The organism is Neptuniibacter sp. CAU 1671, from assembly GCF_029222905.1.
In the GTDB taxonomy this organism is placed as follows: Bacteria; Pseudomonadota; Gammaproteobacteria; order Pseudomonadales; family Balneatricaceae; genus Neptuniibacter.
The window spans coordinates 54,629-78,067 of the sequence record NZ_JARHUE010000008.1 but is presented as its reverse complement, the minus strand read 5'-3'; the positions used below and the strand labels follow the sequence as shown (position 1 = coordinate 78,067).

Sequence of the window (23,439 nt, the reverse complement as noted above, 5' to 3'; positions counted from 1 at the left end):
ATCTCAGGGATCGCATAGATGAAACTCCACCTTAAGCTGGAAAAGGACCCGTCACTCCAGGCGCCACAAAAGCTGTTCTTCCTTCTATTTGGCCTGTTGTTTCTGGTGGCACCTTTTTACTACCAGCCCAATCTCGGTGGCGAGGGTTTATACCTTCCCTTTAACAATACCCTCTGGATAGTCGCCAGCTGGATCATCGCCGCCGGTTTTTTCATCATGCTCAGAACTGACCAGCTTATTTTGCCTGCACACTGGCTGGCGCTAAGTATGCTGCCCCTCGGGGCTCTGGTCAGTGGCTTTATGACTGAAAACACAAACCCCACTGAATGGGCCATGCGTATTATGGTGCTGGTGGGCAGTTACCTGTTGTTGATCAGCTTTTATCAGTTTCGCCTTACGCCACGCCAGATTGAGCGCAGCTTGTATCTGCTGCTGATGACAGGACTTATCTCTGGCTTTTATGGTTTGCTACAGCTTGCACCCAAAATCGAGATGGCACCCTATATGCCCCTCAGCGGTTCAAAAACACCTTTTGGCATTTTTCAGCAAATTAACCTGCAAGCATCGCTGATGGCGACAACACTGGTGCTGCTTTTCTACCTGATCAGTCGTCCAACACTGTCCGGGATGCACTGGGTAGTCAAACTTTCCTTATGTCTGACCGGTTTTATCAGCTGTTTTATTATCGCTTACAGCGGTTCACGTGTAGGTCTTTTAGGTGCGGTACTGGGACTGGTTATCCTGCTGCTTGGGCGCTGGCGGTTATTGCTCAATCACAAAGTGATGCTGGGACTGATAATTATCTGCTGTACATCAGGTGCTGTTTTGGGCAGCTCCGGCCTGACTAAAACCCTGAATAAGTTTGATCAGGCTATGGGCGGTATGGAAAGCGATGTGCGCTGGAAAGTGTATAAAATATCGCTCGATCTGGTGCTGGAAAAACCGCTGCTGGGCCATGGCGTTGGCAGTTTCCAGAAAGTTTTTCAGGATAAACGCGCTGAGTATCAGGATGCGGGCATACTCAGTCTGGGCACTCAACCCCGATTTACCCATCCACATAACGAATTACTTCTCTGGCTGGTGGAGGGAGGGCTACTCTCCATTGCGGGCATTCTGATCGCAGCCATTGCCACTTTTTATCAGCTATATCAGGCAGGCTGGCAACGCGGTACCGGCTATGCGGCTCTTTTAATTCCAATCGTCTTACACAGTCAGGTAGAGCTGCCATTTTATATCAGTAACACACACTGGTTGGTGTTGCTGTTTTTGCTGTTTGTTATCAATCAACACAACAAACGCAGTCGTTCTACTGATGGCCTGTCCTTAGCAGCGCAAAAAACCCTACCGGCTGTAGTTATCGCGACAGCGGTGATCGTTAATGCCTTCCTGGTACACGCGCTGTATTCCTATACCGGCCTTATCACTTATCTGAGGGATCAGAAACGCCCTCAACAGCATCTGGAATCAGCACTGTTTAACCCCTATTTCCGGGACTATGCCACCTATCTCACCCTGAAACAGAATATGTATAAGGGATTTGACGCAAATGATGGCCGCGGTGCACTGGAATACATTGGCTGGGCACAACATCACCTTAAAATGTCGCCTCAAGTGCCCGTGTATATGGATCTAGCGGTGGCATATGGCGCGCTAAATCAACTTGAAAAAAGAGATGATGTGATGCGCGAAGCGATGTCTATGTATGACAGTAATAGATCTCTGCAGGGGTTACAGGCGCGCTTTCTGAAACCTAAACCGGCCGCCAGTTCTGCAGCAACTGTCCCAGCCCTGCCGCCGGCCAGTCAGCAGTGATCTTGACAATTTCACCGCAGGTAAAAGGTAATGGATATTGTTCGCTGCCCTGACAACACAGGGCAGTGACATACCCTACCAGTGGCAGATGCGTTACAACCAGTGGTGTTTTATTCTGGGAGGATTCAAGTGAGGCCAGGGCCAGCGATGGTGAAGCCTCTGGTGTCCAATGAGGCAGGGCCTGAACAGAATCCACACCCAGAACAGAAGATACAATTAACGCTGTTTCGAAAGCTCTTTGATATGGACTATGCAGGATCAGATCCACATCTTGCAGAACTGGACTTAACTCCTTAAGAAACCTCTCCAGTTCATGCTTACCCGAAGAGGTCAGGCAACGATCAGCATCCGAAGCGGCATAGGCTTCAGCCTGCCCATGCCGCATCAGATAAAAGTTCACGGATTTTCCCGCGGTAAGACAAATTCTACATCCGTACTCTGCTCATTGGTCATCAGCATCTTAACCACATCAGCGATCGGTGCATGCTCAAAAACCACATCATAGAGTGCAGACACCAATGGCATATACACATCCATGGCAGCCGCTTTTTCTTTGACCTGCTTGATAGTGTTGACGCCTTCAGCCACCTGACCAAGCACAGAAACAGCCTCGTCAAGAGACTTACCCTGCCCTAACGCAAAGCCGACGCGATAGTTTCGACTCAGCGGGGACATGCAGGTGACGATCAGATCCCCCACACCCGCTAAACCGATAAAGGTCATGGGGTTGGCCCCCATACAGACAGCAAAGCGGCTCATTTCTGCAAGGCTGCGGGTCATCAACATGCTTTTGGTATTTTCACCCATACCCAAAGCAGCACTCAATCCCGCTGCAATCGCATAAATATTTTTCAGGGTGCCACCCAATTCCACACCATAGGTGTCACTGCTGGCATAGACCCTGAAGTAATTGCGATGCAGCACTTGCTGTACACGGTTACGCAGTTCTGCATCATCACTGGCAATGACCGTGGCTGTTAGCTGACGTCCGGCAATCTCTTTCGCCAGATTAGGTCCACTCAAAACACCAATTCGGGCATGCGGGAGTTCTTCACGCAAAATCTGACTCATCAGACTGAATGATTCTGCTTCAATGCCCTTGGTGGTGCTCACTATCATCTGATTGGGATTCAGGTACGGCGCAGCCTGTCTTACAACCGCTCGAAAGGAGGAACTTGGTATCGAGACAAACACCAGATCAGCGGCTTGTAAAACATCTTGCAAATCGGCTGATGCAATCAGTGTGTCTGACAGGCTGTAACCCGGAAGATACCGACTGTTTTCATGAGTCTTGTTCACATCGGCTGCACGTTCAGCATCACGCAACCAGAGTTTTACAGCATGGCCGTTCTCCGCTGCTATATTGGCCAACACCGTACCAAAACTACCACCACCCAATACTGCAATTTTCAATGGTTCTGACATGACTTGCCCGTTTCACCTGCTACTGTCCTGACTGTCATCCAGACTGTCCAACAAACGACCGATACCATAAAACAACAATAACACGACAAAGTACCCCAATAACGAGATACCTAAAAATACTGCAAGTTGAATCAGGTCACCGGTACGTTGATATCCGGCAACCCCCAGGGCAGCGATCAGCGCACTGAATACCAATGCAACCCAGCGACTGATGCGCTGAAGATTATGCCGGTCGTTGTTCTGAGTCATTTTGCTCACTGACCTCTGATACCTGCTCACTAGAAGTATCTGCAGGAACAGGTTCTGGCGCCGATTTATCAGCCACCTGTTGAATCGGCTTCAACAGGGCCGGATCAGGGTGGATACAATCCAGCTTCACGCCGGTTTCAGCTTCAATTTCCGGGATCAGGAACGAGTCATCTTCACAGGCAAAACAGATAGACGTACCTGTTGCGCCAGCCCGCCCGGTTCGGCCAATGCGGTGTACATAGTCATCAGCATCTTCAGGCAGCTGATAATTGATAACGTGGGTAACGCCCTCAATATGAATACCACGACCCGCCACATCGGTTGCCACCAATACCTGGATTCTGCCGCTGCGGAAATCTTCCAAGGTGCGCACACGTTTCTGCTGGGGAATTTCACCTGACATGAGCGCGGCTTTGATACCATCACGAGTGAGTCGCTCGGCCAGCTTACGGGCTTGATCTCGGCGGTTACAAAAGACAATGACCTTTTCTGCATGGTCTTTGTCCATGTAATTGCGCAACAGGTTATATTTCTCCGAACTTGAAACCAGATACACCTGCTGAGCAACGTTATCTGTGGTTTTACGTTCTGACTCAATCTCGATTTTTACCGCTTCAAATGTCCACTGCGCTGCCAAATTCAGGATATCGTCCGTAAAGGTAGCACTGTAAAGCAGGGTCTGACGGTCACTGCCTTTACGCGGAGTGTTCCGAATAATCGTCCGCACATCCGGGATAAATCCCATGCTCAACATGCGGTCAGCTTCATCCAGCACCAGCACCTCGACATTCCAGAGATCGACATCTTTTCGGTTAATGAAATCGATCAAACGACCCGGTGTGACAACCAGGATATCAACCGGCTGCTGTTTCAGCTGCTGACGCTGTTTGTCGTAATCCATACCGCCAACCAGACTGACAATATGCAGATCGGTATATTTGGACAGATCAACAGCATCGGAAGCAATCTGTAACGCCAGTTCACGGGTCGGTGCAACAATCAGCGCACGAGGCTCACCCAGCCGGTTACGTTCAGGCAAAGGGTAGTCGATAAGGTCAGTAATGATACCCAGCAGGAAGGCCGCAGTTTTACCCGTACCGGTTTGCGCCTTGCCGATAATATCCTTACCAGCCAGGGCTGCAGGAATGGTTGCCGCCTGAATGGGAGACGCATATTCAAAGCCAAGATCGGCAATCGCATGCATCACCACATCCGGCAGATGAAAATCATGAAAGCGCAGCTTGTCTTCAACAGCTGGCACCTGAAAATCTTCCAAACTCCAATTGGCAGGAGCATGTGAGCTCTTGCGCTGAGATCGCCCTGCACGACGTCCAGTTGAGGTTTTTGTAGTTGTCTTATTATCCATCTCTGGCTCGTTAGCTTCGCTCAATTCATTGTCCTAAGCAGTAATCAATCGGTAGGGAGGCAGTGATGCCTGTAATAAACGACCATAACGGCGCGTTACAAACCGTCTGTCGAGCAAGGTAATACGCCCCCTGTCATGTTCAGTTCTCAGCAACCGTCCGGTTGCCTGGGTCAGACGCATTGACGCCATGGGTACGACCCAATGCTCAAACGGATTGAGCCCATGGCTGGCCATCCATTCTGTCAGCGTGGCATCCACAGGGTCATCAGGAACGCTGAAAGGCAGTTTAGTGATAATCACATGTGTCAGATAGTCACCCGGCAGATCAACACCTTCAGCAAATGAGGCCTGACCAAAAATAATACTGGCTTCACCCTGATCTATCCGTTCCCGGTGCAGGCGCAAAATCTCATGTTTCGCCAGATGCCCCTGAACAAGAACGCTATTGTTCATGTTATCCGGGATCTGTTCAAGCACATAACGCATCTGTGACCATGAGCTAAACAAAACCAGCGTTGCTTGAGCCTCCGGTAGATGCCGAATGATAATCTCTGCGACTTCCTGCGTATGGGCATCAGACTGCCCAGGGTCAGAACGCATAGCTGGCACATGCAGTTCTGCAGCGTTACTGAAATCAAACGGGCTGGCTACCTGCAGTGAAGCTGCGCTGGCCTGAATGCCCAGATCCTCTTTTATCCGGTCAAAGGTCCCCAAAGCCGTAAGGGTCGCAGAAGTAACCACAGCGCCATGACACGCCTGCCACAGATTTTGTCTGAGTGTTTCTGCGGCAGAAACCGGGCTGCTGTGGCAACTGATATCAAAACCCTCACTGTTTTCAGTCAGAGCCAACCATCGCGCAGTGGGTGCGCGTGATCCTGCATCAGTTTTTGCATAAGAATTGGCAAGGCCATACAGGCCTTGCAGTCTGAAAGACATGGCTCCCAGCTGTGGATACCATGCCTCACCCAGTGCCTGAGAAAGATCAGCAACTTCTCCATCCATCGCCTGCTTCAGCAGATCCGTAATCTGTTCAAACAGCTGAAGTGCCCGTTGGCAAATGACAAAGAACTGCTCAAACGTCATTTGCAGGGCTTCCGGGATCCGACCACCGGCAAAACGATATTTCTGATCCTTGGCTGCCTTATCCGCCAGCAGGTCCTGTAATTGCTGTTCCAGTTCAATTAACACCTGCTCCATATCAGACAGAGGGGATGTTAAACGGGCAATTTTTTCGGACAACAGCGCATGGTTATCAGATTCATTCAGTAATTTATTGAATGTTCTGGACAATCTGGAGAGCCATCTGCGGCTCGCCTTGACCGACATCTGAAACGAAAAGTGACCTCGCGCCTTGGCCGCCAGATGATGCCCTTCGTCAAAGATGTAGAGTGTGTCTTCAGGTGCGGGCAGAATCATGCCCCCGCCCAACGCCAGATCAGCCAGCACAAGATCATGGTTCGCAACAATCAGATCGACTTTATCCATCTGCTGACGTGACTGGAAAAATGGGCAGATGGAGAAGTGTTTGCAGCGACGGTTGGTACAGCGCACATGATCGCTGGTCAGGGAAGACCAGAGTCCATCAGGAAGTGTCTCAGGCAACGCATCGCGGTCACCATCCCACTCACCTGAGGCGAAAAGACTGAGCAGTGATTTAGCGCGCTCAAGATCAGTCTGATCAAGCTTTCGAGCAGCCTCATCTTCATACAGTGCAATTTGGCCTAACTCAACCTGCTGACTCACCAGTAATTCTGCATTACTGATACAGAAATACCGACCCCGGCCCTTGGCAAGGGTATAGGTCAGCTCTATTCCGGCATCTGCAATTAACATGGGCAGATCTTTAAGCAGTAGCTGTTCCTGCAGAGCAACGGTTGCTGTCGCTACGACGACTTTTTTTTGTTGCTCTAACGCTACCGGCACAGTCGCCAGCAGATAAGCCATGGTTTTACCGGTACCGGTTCCCGCTTCAACCAAACAGATATGCTGATCAGACTCAGTATCCGTTTTGGTAGAGAGTGCAGCAAAACAACGGGCAATTTCAGCAATCATCAGCTTCTGACCATACCGCGCTTTTAAAGCACGGGTTTCAAGAAAACGGCTGTACGCACCCTGAATCGTTGTTTTAAGCGCCTGATCCACGCCTGACCTCATCCATCAATTTGAGCCTTATAGTAACAGAGATGGTAAAAATACTGGATAAAAATACACATATCACTTTACAAAGCCAAAATTACTGTATAAAAATACAAGTACTGTATAAAAAGACAGATTAAAGACGATGAAACTGACTAAACGACAGACAGAAGTACTCGAAGTGATCCGCCAGCATATTGAAGAGACGGGTTACCCCCCTACCCGTGCCGATATTGCCCGTGATCTGGGTTTTAAATCCGCCAACGCAGCTGAGGAACACCTGAAAGCCCTGGCCAGAAAGGGTGCAATTGAGATTATTCCCGGCACGTCCCGCGGCATTAGACTTCCGGATCTGGAACCTGATCTGGGTCTGCCAGTGATCGGACAGGTGGCTGCTGGCTCCCCGATTCTGGCACAGCAACATATTGAAGATCACTGCACTATCTCCGCTGACTTCTTCTATCCCCGTGCTGATTACCTGCTCAAGGTTAAAGGCGACAGCATGAAGGATGTCGGCATCATGGATGGAGACCTGCTAGCAGTACATCAATGTCGGGAGGCCCGGGATGGCCAGATCGTTGTTGCCCGAATTGAAGAGGAGGTCACGGTAAAACGCCTTAAAAAAGAGGGTCATACAGTGTATCTCATCGCTGAAAATGAAGCCTATGAGCCTATTGTTGTTGATCTGACAGAACACGACCTGACCATTGAAGGATTAGGCGTGGGTGTTATTAGACGAGGTAATTGATCATGTTAGCAGTACAGCCGCGTATTACACGTTCTGAGCACATCGTTACTCTGCCGGTAAAATCAAAACCGTATACAAAAGTCACAGGCAAATTCGCAGTCAATCATGCGTTAGCCGGTAAAGTCACTGAAATTGTCGTACCGGACAAAGAGCCTCAGACACTGGCCATGCTGCTGCCATTATTGACCCAGCTGAGCTTTGACCAGCGCTGGCTGCTCTGGCTGACGCCGCCCGCTGGTTTGGCAAAACCCATGCTGCAACAGGCTGATATCGATCTGAACAAGGTTATGCTGCTGAATGCCGACATCCACCACAGCACCCATAATCTGGCCTGTCGTGCACTACAGACAGGCACCAGTCATCTGGTTATATCAACTGAAAATGGCTTTGATGCAAAAGAGATGGCTGAACTGAAAGACGCGGCCAGATTGGGCCAGAGCCATGCGATTGTAATCCGTTATTGCTAACGAGAAGAACAAGAGGCAGCCAAACTGCCTCTTAAGCTCTTAATGCAAAATATGCAGCATTTCGTCATTTGCAGGTCTGGATTTGAGGTTGACGCCGTTTTCAACAGCCAACTGAATACCCGCCGTTAACATCACCCGAGCAACATCCAGGTATTGTTCTTCGAGCTGGTCTCTGAGGGTTTCTGAAAATTCGATTTTGATCATCGGTTCAGCATCCAGCTCAGCACTACGAATGGCAAGTTCGCCATTCTCAAGCTCAACGATCTCCAACACCATCTCAGGTTGCTTGTCTGTCACAATCGTTCACCACTCCTGCATTGATTCTCTGAGACTGGCAATCAATCCTGACAGTTCAGAAAACCATTGTTCATACTCTTCGATCAGTTGCGCATCTTCCGCATGATCCGGATTAATTTGCACCACATGTATTTCAGAAACACTGCTGGCTGTAGCTTTTGGCTGCAGATTGTCAGCACCATGCCAGCAAGCCTCATAAGCGGACAAAAGTTTGTGCAACCAGTTGTCAGCATCTGCTTCCAGCATACTCAGGCGTTTTAGCTCAGGCCCTTCAACACCGATCGCTTCAATATTGGCCGCCAACGAACGATAGCCGCTCAGTTGCTCGGTATCAACACGATAGTATTCTGCAATTTCCCGCAGGAAAGCATCATAGGTGGCTGCCAGATGAAACAGTACAGACTCATTGAATGACTCAATTTTGGCATGTTTGTTCCAACTTGAGTCAGTCTGCGCAGACTTAAGGCACTCCAGATGAATCCGGCTGAAGTTAAGTTTCTGATTTGTTCTGGCTAAATATATTCCGCTCATGTTCCACCTGATTTATTGGCAACCGTAAAGTGGCTTACTCAACGACCCACTTTCCACCCCGGTAGAATGCCTTCCAACCCGTTGCCTTACCATTGACCTCTGTCATGATGTACTGCTCTTTGGTCTTGCGGCTAAAGCGAATGACGGTTGGGTTGCCCTCATCGTCTTTAACAGGTGCCTTGAACATATAGCTATACTTCGGATCAATTTCTGCTTTGTGCGGTAACAACTCCGCAACCAGTGGTGGCCGAGTCTCGCGGTTACGCGGAAACTGACTGGCTGCCAGGAACAGACCGGATGCACCGTCACGCAGCACATAGGTGTCGTCCACCTTTTCGCACTTCAGTTCAGGCATTGGCACTGGATCCATTTTTGGTGGCGCAGGTTCGCCGTTTTTCAGCAGTTTGCGGGTATTTTTGCAACCTTCGCCCGTACAGCCAAAGAACTTACCAAAACGGCCGGTTTTGAGCTGCATCTCTGCACCACACTTATCGCATTCAATGGTCGGTCCATCATATCCCTTGATGCGATATTCGCCCTGCTCGACCTCAAAACCACTACAATCCGGGTTATTACCGCAGACGTGCAACTTACGATGTTTATCTACCAGATAAGAGTCCATCGCACTGCTGCACAATTTGCAGCGGTGCTTGTTGCGCAAAATGCGGGATTCCTCTTCATCATCCCCATCCGCACTGACAATCTCATCTCCCGGAATCAGGTTAATCGTACACTTACAGCGTTCCTTTGGCGGCAGGCTATACCCCGAACAGCCCAGAAATACCCCGGTGCTGGCCGTACGGATCATCATGGGTCTGCCACAATCCGGACAATCAATATTGGTTTCAGTCGGCTGATTAGGTCGCATCTCATGCGTACCGGCCTGTGCATCTTCCAGTGTTTTACTGAAGTTGCGGTAAAAACGGGTCAACAAATCCTTCCAGTCCGCTTTGCCAGTCGCGATGTCATCCAGACGCTCTTCCATACGCGCTGTAAAGCTGTAGTCCATCAGGTCATTAAAGTTTTCGTTCAGCCGCTCGGTAACAATTTCACCCATTTTCTGGGCATAAAAACGGCGGTTCTGAACCTCAACATAACCACGGTCCTGAATGGTAGAAATGATCGCCGCATAGGTTGATGGACGACCAATACCACGTTTTTCAAGCTCTTTGACCAGACTGGCTTCAGTGTAACGCGGTGCCGGTTTGGTGAAATGCTGTTTAGGCTCCAGACCTTTAAGATCCAGTACTTCACCGTCTTTCACGTCCGGCAGAATGATATCCTCGTCGCCCTTACCTTTGGACTGCATGACACGGGTATAACCATCAAACTTGAGAATGCGGCCTTTGGTGGCCAGCTCAAATTCGCCTGCCTGCACAGTGATTCGGGTGCTCAAATACTGTGCTGGCGTCATCTGGCAGGCCAGGAACTGATTGCGAATCAGGTCGTACAGACGCTCAGCATCACGCTCCATACCCGCAAGTGCAGCACTAGTACGGCTGACATCCGATGGACGAATCGCCTCGTGTGCCTCCTGTGCGCCCTCTTTGCTGCTGTAGCTGTTCGGCTGCTCAGGAAGATAACGGGCGCCATATTTCTCTGCGATATAGTCACGACAGCTTGCAACCGCCTCTGCACTCAGATTCGTAGAGTCAGTACGCATGTAGGTGATATAGCCGGCTTCATACAAACGTTGCGCCAGCATCATGGTTTTTTTCACCCCAAAGCCCATCCGGGTGCTTGCAGCCTGCTGCAATGTAGAGGTGATAAAGGGTGCTGAGGGTTTGCTTGAAGTCGGGCGATCCTTACGGCTGACCACCCGATACTCCAGACCCTTTAGCTGATCGAGGTGTTTCTGGGTTTCAGCCTCACTGACGGGGCGAAACGCCTCACCGGCCAGACGTTCTACCTGCAGGCGCAGGGCATCCTCAGACCTTGTTTGTGTGTTGGCATGGACTTCCCAAAACTCTTCGGGGATGAAAGCACGAATCTCACGCTCACGCTCCACTACCAGTTTCACAGCCACAGATTGTACCCGGCCTGCTGACAGGCCACGGGCAATCTTCTCCCAAAGCAAAGGCGAGAGCATATATCCCACAACACGATCCAGAAAACGTCGTGCCTGCTGGGCATTGACCCGATACATATCCAGTGATGACGGATCATCAAAAGCCTCAGTGATCGCTTTTTTGGTGATCTCATTGAAAACCACACGACGAAAACGACTATCATCACCACCGATTGCCTCACGCAAATGCCAGGCAATCGCCTCCCCTTCACGGTCAAGGTCGGTTGCGAGATAGATAGCATCAGCCGTCTTGGCGAGCTTTTTCAGTTCATCCACAACTTTTTCTTTGCCAGGCAATATCTCGTAATGCGCCTGCCAATCTGCTTCCGGGTTGATACCCATCCGACCGATCAACTGTTCACGGGCTTTATTTTGCTTGTGGACAGCTTTCTGCTCCGGCGTCATTTTGCGCGTGATTGCAGCCTGACGAGCCCGTTCCTTGGCATCCGTCTTGGTAGCACTGCCACTGGTCGGCAGGTCACGAATATGCCCCACACTGGATTTGACGATAAAATTACTACCCAGATATTTGTTTATCGTCTTGGCTTTAGCCGGTGACTCGACGATGACGAGTGATTTTCCCATGAAAGATTACTTTTCCTCAGAGCGAAGTTATTCACTCATTATGACCATTAACAGCTTACCGATATCGGTCATGCATTGACGCAGGACAGACTGAACAGTTTAATAGCTCCGCCCCAACAGAATGGCTGCATATATAAGTGCTCAAAATACAGGGGTCAAGTTGGATTTACGTTTTATCGACACCTGGCAATCGACAACGCCGATTACAACCGTATACTAGTAGAATCAATAAACCGTTCAAATTTCAATACTTTTGCAAAAGTAATCGGGCCTGATGCTGCAAGATAATCTGATATATGTCGTTCTTATTGCGATTGTGGGTCTGGCCGCACTGACGGTGAACTTCATTATCACCACCCGCGAGCAACAGGAAAACGCCCGCCAGAAACGTCTGACCTGGCTACAGAGTCAATCTGAACATCTGTTCAAAGCGATTGCAGTTTTGCGCGAAGCTGGCTGTAAGCCGGAAATTGTGTCAAAACTCAACGAACATGCCGTCTCTTTACTGGATGAAATCAGCCTGCTGGCTCCGGAATCTGAGCTGCTTGAAGCAACAACGCGCCTGCAGCGCAATGCCGACAGTGCCCGCCCTAATACCGAGGTATTCGCCAACGACAAGGCCTTAAAACGGGCACAAATCTATATCAACTTTGCTGGCAAACTGGTGGTACAACTGGCCAGGGGTGGCAAGTTAACGCCCATTCTGGCCCGTAGCTACCAGCAGGAGCTTTACAGTCTGCGCATTCGCGTTGTGGTCGAGGCTCATATCAACCAGGGCACCCGGTTTGAAGCCGCTGGCGAAATCATGACCGCACTTTCACACTACAAACATGCTAAGGCACTTCTGGTCAGAGCGTCGCTGCCTCGTCAAAGCAAGGCCATAGCGATGGACCGCCTGCAGAAATTGATCGCAAACATTCAGCCCCAGCGACCCAAATCACGCGGCACTCTGGCGGATTCGATTGATCGTCTGCTTTAATTTCCAATCCAGGCGAAACGTTCCAGTTCTGAACCATCCTCTTTCACAACAGGCTCCTGAAACAAAGACAGCGGCCTGACCCAGAGACTGAAATCACCGTAGCATTGCCTGTACACCACCAGCCACTCTTCAGTTTCTGAGTGCCGGGCCAGATCCAAGACCTCATATTCAGCCCCTTTATAATGACGGTAGCGGCCGGTTTTCAGGCTGGGAGTATCAGAGATTGGCATCTAACAAACGCTCCAATTGTGTTTTGATCAGGTCCAGCATCGCTTCACCACCCTCTTCTGACCAGAACACACCGACTTCAACCGGACTCGATTCAATAGCGAGCACATCGTCTGGCATCGCTTCAATGATTTCAGTCAGCATATCCAACTGCGGCTCAGATAAGGTTTTTTCACCCAGCCCCCAGCTCCAGCCCTGCGGCAACCCCAGATCAGCAACTGCGGATATACGGTATACCGTCCAGGGGATATGAGCCTGAGCCAGTTTTTTATCGCGGCGGTTGCGAATCAATCGGTAGGCCGTAACAGTGGTTGTTTCAGGTTCCATCTCGCCTTTCGCGCGTGGAAGTGTGACCCGTTCGAGCTGCACCCGAAAGCCAATTTTTTTAGCCTGCAAACGGAGTTTCGCCTGATATTTCTGGCGCGGTGTGGGCATCACCCACATCATCGACCCAATCAGGGACATCATGATCAAAATAATAATCATCCACTTCATGTTTATGCTCCGGGTACCCGCTCTAATCAGTCTTTATACAGCCAGCATTGATACAGATCAGGCTGTGCTTTCAACAACGCTTCCAAATAGTGCGGCTATGCTAATCTCAATACAGATGAAACAGAAGGATTCCTTATGCAAACTTATCAGAAGATTTTGCTCGCAGTGGATCTGACCGAAGAGTGTGAGCAACTCAAAGCAAAAGCCAGTGCGCTGGCATCAGCCAATAGTGCAGAGCTCTATCTGGTGCATGTGATTGAGCCTTTGAGTTTTGCCTATGGTGGCGATGTGCCGATTGATCTGGGTGTTATTCAGGAGCAACTGGATGAACATGCACACCAGAACCTGATCAAATACGCTGAAGGTTTAGGTTATCCGGTGAAACAACAGTTTGTAATCACCGGACATATCGAAACTGAAGTCCACCGGCTGGCCGATGAACATCAGATTGACCTGATCGTGGTTGGCAGTCACGGGCGGCATGGACTTGCGTTACTGCTGGGTTCAACAGCCAACGGCATTCTGCATGGTGCCAAATGCGATGTGCTGGCTGTCCGAATTGTCAGTTGATTATTCGCCCTGTTGCATCGCTTCAAGCTCAACCCAGCGCTCCATTAAACGCTCAAGCTCCGCTTCCTGATCCTGCAATGCTTGCAGACGAGACGTCACATGCGCAGGATCCTGCTGATAAAAAGCAGCGTCACTGGTTTCGATTTGCAGCGCGTCAAGCGCAGCTTCTGCAGCTTCTAGCAGATCGGGCAACGAATCTAACTCACGCTGCAGTTTATAACTGAGTTTTTTCAGTACCGTACGCACCTTTTCTTCAGGTTTTGCCTCAGGCTTTTTAGCTGCTGGCTGTGGTGCAGCTTTTGTCGGACGCTGTCTCAGCCAATCCTGATAACCACCGACATACTCCTTGACCTGCCCCGGCGCATCAAACGCCAGCGTGCTGGTCACCACGTTATCAAGGAAGGTTCGATCATGACTGACCAGCAGCAAGGTGCCGTCAAAATCCATAATGATCTCTTCCAGCAACTCCAGTGTTTCCACATCCAGGTCGTTAGTAGGTTCATCCAGCACCAGCAGGTTTGCAGGCTGACTGAAGAGTTTTGCCAGCAATACACGGTTCGTCTCGCCCCCCGATAAGGCTTTGACCGGGGTACGAGCACGTTCCGGCGCAAACATAAAATCGCTCAGGTAACTGATCAAATGACGGCTTCGGCCATTGAGCGTAATGGATTCACGCCCCTCTGCGATGTTATCCATCACTGATTTCTCAGGATCAAGCTGTGCCCTTAGCTGGTCAAAATAGGCAACTTTAAGATTACTCCCCAGCCTGACCGTGCCCGTATCCGGAGCCTGTTTGCCCAGCAGCACATTCAGCAACGAACTTTTGCCCGCTCCATTTGGACCAATCAACCCTACCCGATCACCACGCTGCAACAAAAAGTCCAGATCTTTAAAGAGTGTTTTACCCTCAAAACTGAGACCAACGCCCTGAAGCTCGGCAACCAGCTTGCCACTGCGCGTCGCTTCTTCCAGATTGAACCGAGCCTTACCCTGCCGGTCCAGCCGTTCCGAACGCTCGTTACGAAGCTGTTTCAGCGCACGGACACGACCTTCATTACGGGTGCGGCGAGCCTTGATGCCCTGTCTGATCCAGCGCTCCTCCTGAGCCAGCTTCTTGTCGAACTCAGCATTGTGCCGGGCTTCGTCTTCCAGCATTTTCGCTTTGCGCTCAAGGTAAGTGTGATACGCACCGGGAAAGGAGGTAAGCACCCCACGGTCCAGCTCAATAATGCGCGTCGCCAACCGGTCGACCAGCGCACGGTCGTGGGAGATGATCAGCAATCCTCCTTTAAACTCCAGCAGTTGCTGCTCCAGCCACTCGATAGTTTCAATATCCAGATGGTTCGTCGGCTCATCCAGCAAGAGCAACTGCGGGTTTTGTACCAGCGCCGCCCCCAGCGCCACACGGCGCCTCCAGCCGCCGGATAACTCAGACATCAAACGGTCCGCCGGCAGATTGAGCTGTTCGATGATGCGTTGAACCCGCTGTTCCAGATGCCAGCCGTCCACCGCTTCAATTTCGTGCTGCAAACGCTCCAAAGCCTTCAGATCCGGCTCTTCAGACATCGCCAGCTGATCATATTCAGCACGTAGGGCCTGAATTGACGCCAGCCCCCCTGTCACCACATCCACCACTTTGCGCTCATCGGCGGCAGGCATGCTTTGCGGCAATTCAGCGATATGGCAGGTCGGCGCTACCCAGAACTCGCCACTGTCCGTCGCGTGCTGCCCGGAAATCAGTCTGAGCATGGTGGATTTGCCTGCACCGTTGAGTCCAACCAGCGCAACCCGTTCACCGGGCTCTATCTGGAAATTAACATCCTGCAGCAAAGGCTTATCGCCAAAGGCTATACATACATTGTCAAGTCGAATTAAGGGCATAAATAATCATGAAAACTGGCTGGAAAGGCGCTATTCTACTGGAAATTTATACCTGTGCATGAAATTACTGCATATTGCTGAAATAACATTCAGCTGGAGCGTTTTCTGCCGTATAAGAAAGGAAGAGTAGTACCTGAATTAAAATAAAAACGGATACAGGCCCAAAGGATGAAGCGTACCGTTACCACTGTTTTACTTTCCGTTGCTGCATGTTTCAGCTTGTCCGTCGATGCAGCGAAAGACAACTCCCAGCTGACAACACAGCGTCAGCAATTTCAGCAAGCCATGACTGCGCTGGAAAAAAATCAGACTGAGGATTTCAACGCGTTGAGATCCAGGCTGCGGGATTACCCTCTGGCAATCTATCTAGATTACCATGCCATGACCCGTGCGCTCAGTGAGCTGTCTCAGGGCCAGGTCGTTGAATTCATTCAACGTGCTGAAGATTCGCCGCTCTCGACACAGCTTCACAAAAAGTGGCTGAACCACCTGGCTTCAACACAGCAATGGCATACTTACCTGACACAGTACGCCATCCAACCGCTGCCTGATACCCATTATCTGTGCCACAAACTGGTCGCTGAGATGCACACAGGCAACAGCGCCAAAGCGCTGGCTGAGGCTCCAGAACTCTGGCAGGCCGGCTATTCACAGCCGAAAAGCTGTGACCCGCTGTTTGATGCCTGGATTAAACAGGGCCACCCTACTTCTGCTGAAGCCAATACCCGTTTCTGGAATGCACTGGCCGATGATGAGACCAGTCTCGCCAAGTACGCCTCTCGTTTTGTGAAGGATAACCGACTCAAGCAACAGCATGAGACTTTCTGGAGTTTGTATAATAATCCGGAAAGCCTGAGCTTAAGCTCGCTGCAGCAGATCGATAAAGCGCATCGTGCCACGGCACTGGAACTGATTGTAAAACGCTGGTTCAAACAGCATCCGATTACCGCCACTGAGCGCTGGCTTGCACTGCGTGATCAGGCGCTCAACCGTTCCGAGCAAACCAATATCAACGAATATATTGGCCTGCGGCTCAACTGGCGTTACCACCCTGACGCCATTCGTTTCAGCCAAGAACTGGACCCTGACTACTCACTGCCACTGCTAACAGAGAGCCGTATTCGTAACGCGTTGCAGGCTGAAGACTGGAAAGCCGTTGCAAACGGTATCGCACACCTGCCCGCAGAAAAGAAAACAGAAACGACCTGGAAATACTGGGCACTGATCGCCAAGCAACATATCGAGCCGCAAAGCGACGTACAAACAGAACTCAAAGCACTGTCTGAAGATCGTAGTTTTTACGGCTTTCTCGCTGCAGAGTTAACCGGCAGTGCTTTTCAACTCAATAAAGAACACAAACCTTTCGCGGCAGAAGCGCTGACCGCCGTTGCAGATATACCTGCGCTTAAACGGGCACGTGAGCTTTATAGTCTTGGCCGCCTGCTTGAAGCCAACCGCGAGTGGTACAACGCCAAAAAATCACTTTCCGTTGAGCAACAGCAACTCGCCGCAGAACTGGCACACAGTTGGGGCTGGCACCTGCAAGCAATCATCATCGCCGCACAGACCGAAGATTGGGACAACATTTCGCATCGTTTCCCACAGCCCTACGCCAACCTGTTCAAGACTCAGGCGCAAAAACAGGGTCTCGATCTGAGTTTCCCAATGGCTATAGCCCGTCAGGAGAGCGCGTTTCTGAGTTCAGCGCAGTCTCATGCCGGTGCCCGCGGTTTAATGCAATTGATGCCTGCCACAGCCAAACTGACCGCAAAAAAACATCAGGTAACCTACAGTCGTTCCAGTCAGCTGAATGACCCCATTACCAATGTCGCGCTTGGTTCGGCATATCTCAGCGATATGATGAAAAAATTTGACCAGAACCCGGCCTATGCTGCTGCGGCGTACAACGCCGGGCCGCATCGGGTATCACGTTGGCTGTCTGAGCGCGGTCACCTGCCGCTGGATGTCTGGATCGAAACCATCCCGTTCTCAGAAACACGTAAATACGTGCAGAATGTATTGGCTTACCGCGTGATTTATGACCGTTTAGACGGTCGTGTAGCAAAATTAATGACTGAACGGCAGCTGGCTCAGGTCGCCCTTAACCAGTCCCGGCAAAACAGATGACGCTAAGGGCCTGAATGTCTGCACTGAAATGGCTTGATATTGGCGCCAACCTGACCGATGGCGCCTTTGACAATGATCTGAACGAGGTCATTGAGTCTGCACTTAATGCCGGTATCAGCCGCTTAATTGTCACCGGCACCACCGTCGAGTCGTCCGAACAGGCGCTGACGTTGACTCACAGCTATCCCGGGACTCTGTATTGCACAATCGGTGTTCATCCCCATTACAGCAAGTCATTCACCGCTGAAGCCCGTTCCCATCTCAAATCATTACTAAGTGAGCCAGGTGTTGTAGCTGTGGGTGAAACCGGGCTGGATTTCAACCGAAATTTTTCTACCCCACAACAGCAGGAATACGCCTTCGAGCAACAGCTTGAGCTGGCAAGTGAAACCCGCCTTCCCCTGTTCCTGCATGAACGGGATGCTCAGCAACGTCAGACCGAAATTCTAAAAACATATCGCGATCAGATCGCGGGAGGTGTTGCACACTGCTTCACCGGCGATAAAGAAGCGCTCTATAAATATCTGGATCTTGATCTGTATATCGGGATTACCGGCTGGATCTGTGATGAGCGTCGCGGTGAAACTTTACAGAGGCTGGTAAGAGATATTCCCGCAAACCGGTTATTACTTGAAACAGATGCCCCCTATCTGATTCCCCGTGATTTGAAACCAAAGCCCAAATCGCGCCGCAACCTGCCCGAATACCTGCCGCATATTGCCAGCACCGTTGCAAGCCTGACAGGCCGCCCCACTGAGCTGTTGAGCCAGCAGGTGATGGAAAACTGTGAGCGGCTATTTAATTTTTCAAATCAGATCTGAGCTGAATGCGGTAAAGGTAGTCAGACAGCGTAGAGGCATCAAAAGGCCAGTCAAGCTCAAGCCCTGTTTTGATATCCCGCAGCACGGGAATCCGCAGCCCGTAGGCATCAATCAAGTCTTCTTCGGCGATATCAACCTGATAAACCTCCCATTCCGCCGGATTCAAATTGGCCACCAGAATATCCGCCGCCACATCACAGAGATGACACCCTTCCGTACCCAGCAGTTCCAAGCAGTATTTCACACTGATTTACCTGTCATTTAGAAAACGCGCTCATTATGCAAATGCACAATCAAATGTCGAACATCCATTGCCAAAACTGAGATGATTCAGTTTCTTAAGCCTCGACACTACAGAAGTAGCAAGGCTATATCCCAATAGAATAAGCGCATTCTACTATTGGCCAAGAAACATTCACTTTACTTGCACTGCAACAGAATATGATGGATATTGAACCTTTGGCTTCGCAAAAATAAATACACTCATAAGACGCCGCAACGTTCCGCCAGCCAATACATTGAGACTGAATATAAAGGCGATTCCATGCAAAACAAAAGCAACCTGCTCTCGAACCCACAAGAGCTTATCGATTTCCTGAACTCTGAAACAAAAAAGATGCTGGATATGTTTTACGCCTCCGGTGGCGATGACATCTTCCGTCAGTTTAGCCAGTCATGGACAGAATTGGCCAACCGTTCATGGGAAGATCCAACCCTCTGGATCCGTACCATTACCGAATACCAGCAGGGTCAGATCAACCTGTGGAAAAATCTTCTAACGGGCAACAAGGAAGAGAGCGTGGCTCAACCGGCCCGTGGTGATCGCCGTTTTCAGGCAGAAGAATGGTCCGCTAACCCGGTATTTGACTACATCAAACAGTCATACCTGCTGAGCTCTAAACTGCTGTCTGAAATGGCGGCAAACGCAAAACTGTCCGATACCGAACAGAAAAAGCTGGAGTTCTACACCCAGCAGTACATTGATGCGATGTCACCAACCAATTTCGCATTCACCAACCCGGAAGTATTGCAGCAGGCACTGGAATCAAAAGGTCAGAGTCTGGTTGACGGTCTGAAAAACCTGTTGGGCGACCTGGAGAAAGGTCGTATCTCCATGACTGACGAGTCTGCGTTTGTTCTGGGTGAAAACATTGCCACCACCAAAGGCGATGTCGTTTTCCAGAATGAGATGTTCCAGTTGATCCAGTACAGCCCGGCCACTGAAGAAACCTATGCCAAGCCGACACTGATTGTTCCACCGTGCATCAACAAATTCTACATTCTTGACCTGCAGGAACATAACTCATTTGTTAAATACTGTGTCGACCAGGGTCAGACCACATTTCTGATCTCCTGGATCAACCCGTCCGAAGAACAGGGCTACATCAGCTGGGATGATTACGTTGAAAGCGGCATCATTCAGGCAACTGAAGTAGTTAAGGCCATCACCGGCAGTGACAAGCTGAATGCTGTAGCCTGGTGTGTTGGCGGTACCCTGCTGACAACTGCGCTGGCTGTGATGGCTGCACGTAAAGATACCAGCATCGCTTCCGCGACCTTCTTTACCACACTGGTCGACTTTACCGATCCGGGCGACCTCTGCGTCTTCATCGACGAACAGCAGGTAAAACATCTGGAAAACAAGGTTAAAAACCAGGGTTACCTGAACGGTCGCGAACTGGCCACCTCATTCAACATGTTGCGCTCCAACGACCTGATTTGGTCCTACGTGGTGAACAACTACCTGAAAGGTCAGACACCACCACCGTTCGACATTCTGTACTGGAACAGTGACTCTACTAACCTGCCAGCCAGCATGTACACCTTCTACATCAACAACATGTATCTGGAAAACAAACTGGTTGAGCCAAATGGCCTGACCATTTGTGGTGAACAGATTGATCTGTCCAAGATCAAAATTCCGGTCTACTTCCTCTCCACCTATGAAGACCACATTGCACCCTGGAAAGGCACCTTCACCGGTACCGAACTCATGAAAGGCAAGGTTGAATTCGTACTGGGTGCCAGCGGCCACGTTGCCGGTGTTATCAACCCTGCGTCCAAGAACCGTCGTCACTACTGGATCAATGGTGAACTGGGCAAAGGTGCTGACCACTGGTTGGAAACCTCCGAGAAACAGGAAGGTTCATGGTGGCCTCACTGGGCTGAGTGGCTGAAAAAACGTGCCGGCAGCAAAGTACCAGCACCTGCCGCTGCAGGCAATGACACATTCAAGTCGCTTGAAGCAGCACCAGGCCATTACGTGGCTGCCCGCATCAAGTAATCACCTGCACTTACAAAAAACCGGAGCCAATGCTCCGGTTTTTTTTATGCTCCAGCGAGCCAGACCTCTTCAGCCCAGTCCCAGATCGTGGGCCACTCCTCATCCGTCAACTCGCCTTCGGCCCAATACACAATAACACCTTCAGGGTTGATGGCATAAAAGCCCAACGGTGATTCACAAACCGGGATCAAATAACGTGGCATGCCTTCATCCCAGGCTCTGGCTGCCAGATCCGGCAGATAGGTGTGCGACCCGGGATCAGCTGCCGTAGCCGGTTCAAGGCTGCCATATACAACGTCACTGACCTCCAGCAGGAACTGTTTATAATCCCGCGGCAGACCAATCAGCATCGCTTCTTCAATCTCAACCAGCAGATCTTCATCCGGTAACTCAAGCGGTGTGGGTACATCCATATTCACCTCTCTCAACCGTTCAATTGTGTCATCCACTACCGTTCTCCTGAAAATTTTTCACTATTCTACCTGCGACACCAAAATGGCTGCAAAGCCTCATTACACCCAGCTGAATCCCGCTGGGTGGTGAATCTGCAAAGCCCGCTGACATGCCACTTTAGGCGTATTATCAAACAAATGGATAATGCATATTCAGGAGGTCTATGGAGACTTTGCAAACATATTACGTATAATCGAGCGACTGCGCTGCAACATCAATGCTTCGGCAAAGTACTATCTTGTAGATGTTCAGCATATGGATTTCAGGCCGCAGCGGTTACTGCATCTGTCATACCACCCTTCTGGCAATGCACAATTCGTTGAGCCACAAGCTCTGCGTCACTGTTAATCCTATTCCCATTACTTAAGACTAAATGGCGAAGTTTCTATGACCACAAAATCGGTAGACGTACTACTTATAGGCGCTGGCGCCATGAGTACCACGCTGGGCGTATTGCTTAAGCAGCTGGATCCTTCTCTGACCATCAGTATGGTTGAACGACTGGATCATGTCGCCAAAGAAAGTACTGACGGTATGAACAATGCCGGTACTGGCCACGCCGCCTACTGCGAATTGAATTACACTCCTGAAATGCCCGATGGCACCATCAATACCGCTAAAGCATTTGCCATCAATTCAGCCTTCGAAGTCAGTCTGCAATTCTGGTCTTACCTGGTCGAGCAGGGCTCCTTGCCTGAACCGTCTAACTTTATCAACCCCGTGCCACATCAGAGTTTCGTCTGGGGTGATAAAAACGTTGAGTTCCTGCGTAAACGCTATGCTGCACTGAGCCAGCATCCGCAGTTTGAGCATATGGAATATACCGAAGACCACGCTGTTCTGAGAGAGTGGATGCCATTGATCATGGTTGATCGCGACCCCAGCGAGAAGCTGGCCGCGACCCGTATTAAATTTGGCTCCGATGTTAACTTTGGTGCGCTCGCACGCAACATGGTTAACTACCTCCAGAAACATGACAATTTCGAGCTGCTGTTGAGCCGTACCGTAACGGATCTCGATAAACAGAAAGACGGTAGCTGGAAAGTCACCCTGAAACACTCAGATGGCGCAAAAGAATCCTACAACGCCAAATTTGTTTTCCTGGGTGCCGGTGGCGGTGCACTGCCTCTGCTGCAGCTTTCTGAAATTGAAGAAGGTGAAGGTTATGGTGGTTTCCCGGTCAGCGGCCAGTGGCTGGTCTGCAAAAAACCGGAAATTGTCAGCCAGCATCTGGCGAAAGTATACGGCGCAGCCCCCATTGGCGCACCGCCGATGTCCGTACCACATCTGGATACTCGCATCATTGACGGTAAGCAGGCACTGCTGTTTGGTCCTTTTGCTGGTTTTACCACCAAGTTCCTGAAAGAAGGTTCCATGCTGGATATGCCCAAAAGCATCACCCTGGGCAACCTCAAACCCATGCTGTCTGTTGGCATGAACAATATGGACCTTACCCGCTACCTGATCAGTGAAGTGATGCAGTCCCACGGAGACCGCGTTGACGCCCTGCGCAAATTCTACCCGCAGGCAAAAGATGAGGACTGGGAACTGTCTTATGCTGGCCAGCGTGTTCAGATCATCAAAAAAGATGCTAATGGCAAAGGTAAACTGGAATTTGGTACCGAAGTCATCTCTTCCGCTGATGGCTCTCTGGCAGCGCTGCTGGGTGCTTCTCCCGGTGCATCTACCGCTGTTCCAACCATGATTAACGTGATTGAACGCTGCTTTAAAGACAAGCTCGCCTCAGAAGCATGGCAACAAAAGTTGCTGGAAATGATTCCTTCCTACGGGCATGATCTGAGCAAAGAAACCGAGCTGATGCGCAGCATTCGCAGGCGCACGTTAACTACGCTGCAACTCTTTGAGGGTGACCTCAGTGAGGCCCCTGACCGGGCCGTAGCAAGCTAACCTGAAAGC

22 protein-coding genes are annotated in these 23,439 nt (G+C 50.4%); 9 read left to right on the top strand and 13 right to left on the bottom strand.

Features of this window, described 5'->3' with window-relative positions; genetic code table 11:
* Positions 1-18: 18 nt before the first annotated feature.
* Positions 19-1,812, top strand: a complete 1,794-nt coding sequence (locus P2G53_RS12875) for an O-antigen ligase family protein (protein WP_275817879.1) — start codon at positions 19-21, stop codon at positions 1,810-1,812.
* On the opposite strand, the gene sixA is transcribed toward P2G53_RS12875, so the two are convergent.
* The 5 genes from sixA to dinG are packed head-to-tail and all read right to left on the bottom strand — an operon-like array spanning position 1,751 to position 6,994.
* Complete coding sequence (gene sixA, locus P2G53_RS12870) at positions 1,751-2,212, bottom strand: phosphohistidine phosphatase SixA (protein WP_275817877.1); 462 nt, start codon at positions 2,210-2,212, stop codon at positions 1,751-1,753. The genes P2G53_RS12875 and sixA overlap by 62 nt on opposite strands.
* Entirely contained in the window at positions 2,209-3,237 is a 1,029-nt protein-coding gene (locus tag P2G53_RS12865) for an NAD(P)H-dependent glycerol-3-phosphate dehydrogenase (protein WP_275817875.1), read from the bottom strand. The genes sixA and P2G53_RS12865 overlap by 4 nt, the downstream gene beginning before the upstream one ends.
* A gap of 12 nt (positions 3,238-3,249) precedes the next feature.
* Positions 3,250-3,486, bottom strand: coding sequence for a hypothetical protein (locus P2G53_RS12860; RefSeq protein WP_275817873.1), 237 nt, complete (start codon positions 3,484-3,486; stop codon positions 3,250-3,252).
* The gene (gene rhlB / locus P2G53_RS12855; RefSeq protein ID WP_275817871.1) at positions 3,461-4,852 is read right to left on the bottom strand and encodes an ATP-dependent RNA helicase RhlB; all 1,392 of its coding nucleotides are present in this window, start codon (positions 4,850-4,852) and stop codon (positions 3,461-3,463) included. The genes P2G53_RS12860 and rhlB overlap by 26 nt, the downstream gene beginning before the upstream one ends.
* Positions 4,853-4,885: 33 nt before the next feature.
* Positions 4,886-6,994 carry an ATP-dependent DNA helicase DinG gene (gene dinG, locus P2G53_RS12850; protein ID WP_345799208.1) on the bottom strand — a complete coding sequence of 703 codons (2,109 nt, stop codon included), beginning with the start codon at positions 6,992-6,994 and terminating at the stop codon, positions 4,886-4,888.
* A 139-nt stretch (positions 6,995-7,133) separates the two neighbouring features.
* Here dinG and lexA point away from each other — a divergent pair, with 139 nt between their 5' ends.
* A complete protein-coding gene (lexA, locus tag P2G53_RS12845) occupies positions 7,134-7,736 on the top strand; it encodes a transcriptional repressor LexA (protein WP_275817867.1) in 603 nt (200 codons plus the stop codon).
* 2 nt (positions 7,737-7,738) lie between these two features.
* Entirely contained in the window at positions 7,739-8,203 is a 465-nt protein-coding gene (locus tag P2G53_RS12840) for a SulA-like leucine-rich domain-containing protein (RefSeq protein WP_275817866.1), read from the top strand.
* Positions 8,204-8,242: 39 nt separating this feature from the next.
* On the opposite strand, the gene P2G53_RS12835 is transcribed toward P2G53_RS12840, so the two are convergent.
* The 3 genes from P2G53_RS12835 to topA are packed head-to-tail and all read right to left on the bottom strand — an operon-like array spanning position 8,243 to position 11,684.
* Complete coding sequence (locus P2G53_RS12835; protein WP_275817864.1) at positions 8,243-8,500, bottom strand: hypothetical protein; 258 nt, start codon at positions 8,498-8,500, stop codon at positions 8,243-8,245.
* Positions 8,501-8,506: 6 nt separating this feature from the next.
* The gene (locus P2G53_RS12830) at positions 8,507-9,031 is read right to left on the bottom strand and encodes a DUF6586 family protein (RefSeq protein WP_275817862.1); all 525 of its coding nucleotides are present in this window, start codon (positions 9,029-9,031) and stop codon (positions 8,507-8,509) included.
* Positions 9,032-9,065: 34 nt separating this feature from the next.
* The gene (gene topA / locus P2G53_RS12825) at positions 9,066-11,684 is read right to left on the bottom strand and encodes a type I DNA topoisomerase (protein WP_275817860.1); all 2,619 of its coding nucleotides are present in this window, start codon (positions 11,682-11,684) and stop codon (positions 9,066-9,068) included.
* 274 nt (positions 11,685-11,958) lie between these two features.
* Between topA and P2G53_RS12820 the strand changes: the two genes are divergently transcribed.
* Entirely contained in the window at positions 11,959-12,663 is a 705-nt protein-coding gene (locus P2G53_RS12820; RefSeq protein WP_275817858.1) for a DNA topoisomerase I, read from the top strand.
* On the opposite strand, the gene P2G53_RS12815 is transcribed toward P2G53_RS12820, so the two are convergent.
* Together P2G53_RS12815 and P2G53_RS12810 are read right to left on the bottom strand one after the other, a co-directional pair.
* Complete coding sequence (locus tag P2G53_RS12815) at positions 12,660-12,893, bottom strand: DUF1653 domain-containing protein (protein WP_275817856.1); 234 nt, start codon at positions 12,891-12,893, stop codon at positions 12,660-12,662. The genes P2G53_RS12820 and P2G53_RS12815 overlap by 4 nt on opposite strands.
* Positions 12,880-13,386 (bottom strand): hypothetical protein, encoded by a 507-nt coding sequence (locus P2G53_RS12810; protein ID WP_275817854.1) that lies wholly within the window; start codon positions 13,384-13,386, stop codon positions 12,880-12,882. The genes P2G53_RS12815 and P2G53_RS12810 overlap by 14 nt, the downstream gene beginning before the upstream one ends.
* 135 nt (positions 13,387-13,521) lie before the next feature.
* Here P2G53_RS12810 and P2G53_RS12805 point away from each other — a divergent pair, with 135 nt between their 5' ends.
* Positions 13,522-13,956 (top strand): universal stress protein, encoded by a 435-nt coding sequence (locus P2G53_RS12805; protein WP_275817852.1) that lies wholly within the window; start codon positions 13,522-13,524, stop codon positions 13,954-13,956.
* Here the strand turns inward: P2G53_RS12805 and P2G53_RS12800 are convergent, their stop codons facing one another.
* On the bottom strand, positions 13,957-15,837 hold the full coding sequence (locus P2G53_RS12800; protein WP_275817850.1) for an ATP-binding cassette domain-containing protein: 1,881 nt from the start codon (positions 15,835-15,837) through the stop codon (positions 13,957-13,959).
* 168 nt (positions 15,838-16,005) lie between these two features.
* Between P2G53_RS12800 and P2G53_RS12795 the strand changes: the two genes are divergently transcribed.
* Together P2G53_RS12795 and P2G53_RS12790 are read left to right on the top strand one after the other, a co-directional pair.
* Positions 16,006-17,964 carry a transglycosylase SLT domain-containing protein gene (locus tag P2G53_RS12795; protein ID WP_275817848.1) on the top strand — a complete coding sequence of 653 codons (1,959 nt, stop codon included), beginning with the start codon at positions 16,006-16,008 and terminating at the stop codon, positions 17,962-17,964.
* A 14-nt stretch (positions 17,965-17,978) separates the two neighbouring features.
* Positions 17,979-18,785: a TatD family hydrolase gene (locus P2G53_RS12790; RefSeq protein ID WP_275817846.1), complete on the top strand. Its 807-nt coding sequence runs from the start codon at positions 17,979-17,981 to the stop codon at positions 18,783-18,785.
* Here the strand turns inward: P2G53_RS12790 and P2G53_RS12785 are convergent.
* Complete coding sequence (locus P2G53_RS12785) at positions 18,763-19,029, bottom strand: glutaredoxin family protein (RefSeq protein ID WP_275817844.1); 267 nt, start codon at positions 19,027-19,029, stop codon at positions 18,763-18,765. The genes P2G53_RS12790 and P2G53_RS12785 overlap by 23 nt on opposite strands.
* Before the next feature lie 300 nt (positions 19,030-19,329).
* Here P2G53_RS12785 and phaC point away from each other — a divergent pair, with 300 nt between their 5' ends.
* Positions 19,330-21,069, top strand: coding sequence for a class I poly(R)-hydroxyalkanoic acid synthase (gene phaC, locus P2G53_RS12780; RefSeq protein ID WP_275817842.1), 1,740 nt, complete (start codon positions 19,330-19,332; stop codon positions 21,067-21,069).
* A gap of 44 nt (positions 21,070-21,113) precedes the next feature.
* Here phaC and P2G53_RS12775 read toward each other — a convergent pair whose 3' ends face one another.
* Positions 21,114-21,518 carry an SMI1/KNR4 family protein gene (locus P2G53_RS12775; protein WP_275817840.1) on the bottom strand — a complete coding sequence of 135 codons (405 nt, stop codon included), beginning with the start codon at positions 21,516-21,518 and terminating at the stop codon, positions 21,114-21,116.
* Positions 21,519-21,909: 391 nt separating this feature from the next.
* On the opposite strand from P2G53_RS12775, the gene mqo reads away from it, so the two are divergent.
* A complete protein-coding gene (mqo, locus tag P2G53_RS12770; protein ID WP_275817838.1) occupies positions 21,910-23,430 on the top strand; it encodes a malate dehydrogenase (quinone) in 1,521 nt (506 codons plus the stop codon).
* The last annotated feature ends 9 nt before the right edge of the window (positions 23,431-23,439 follow it).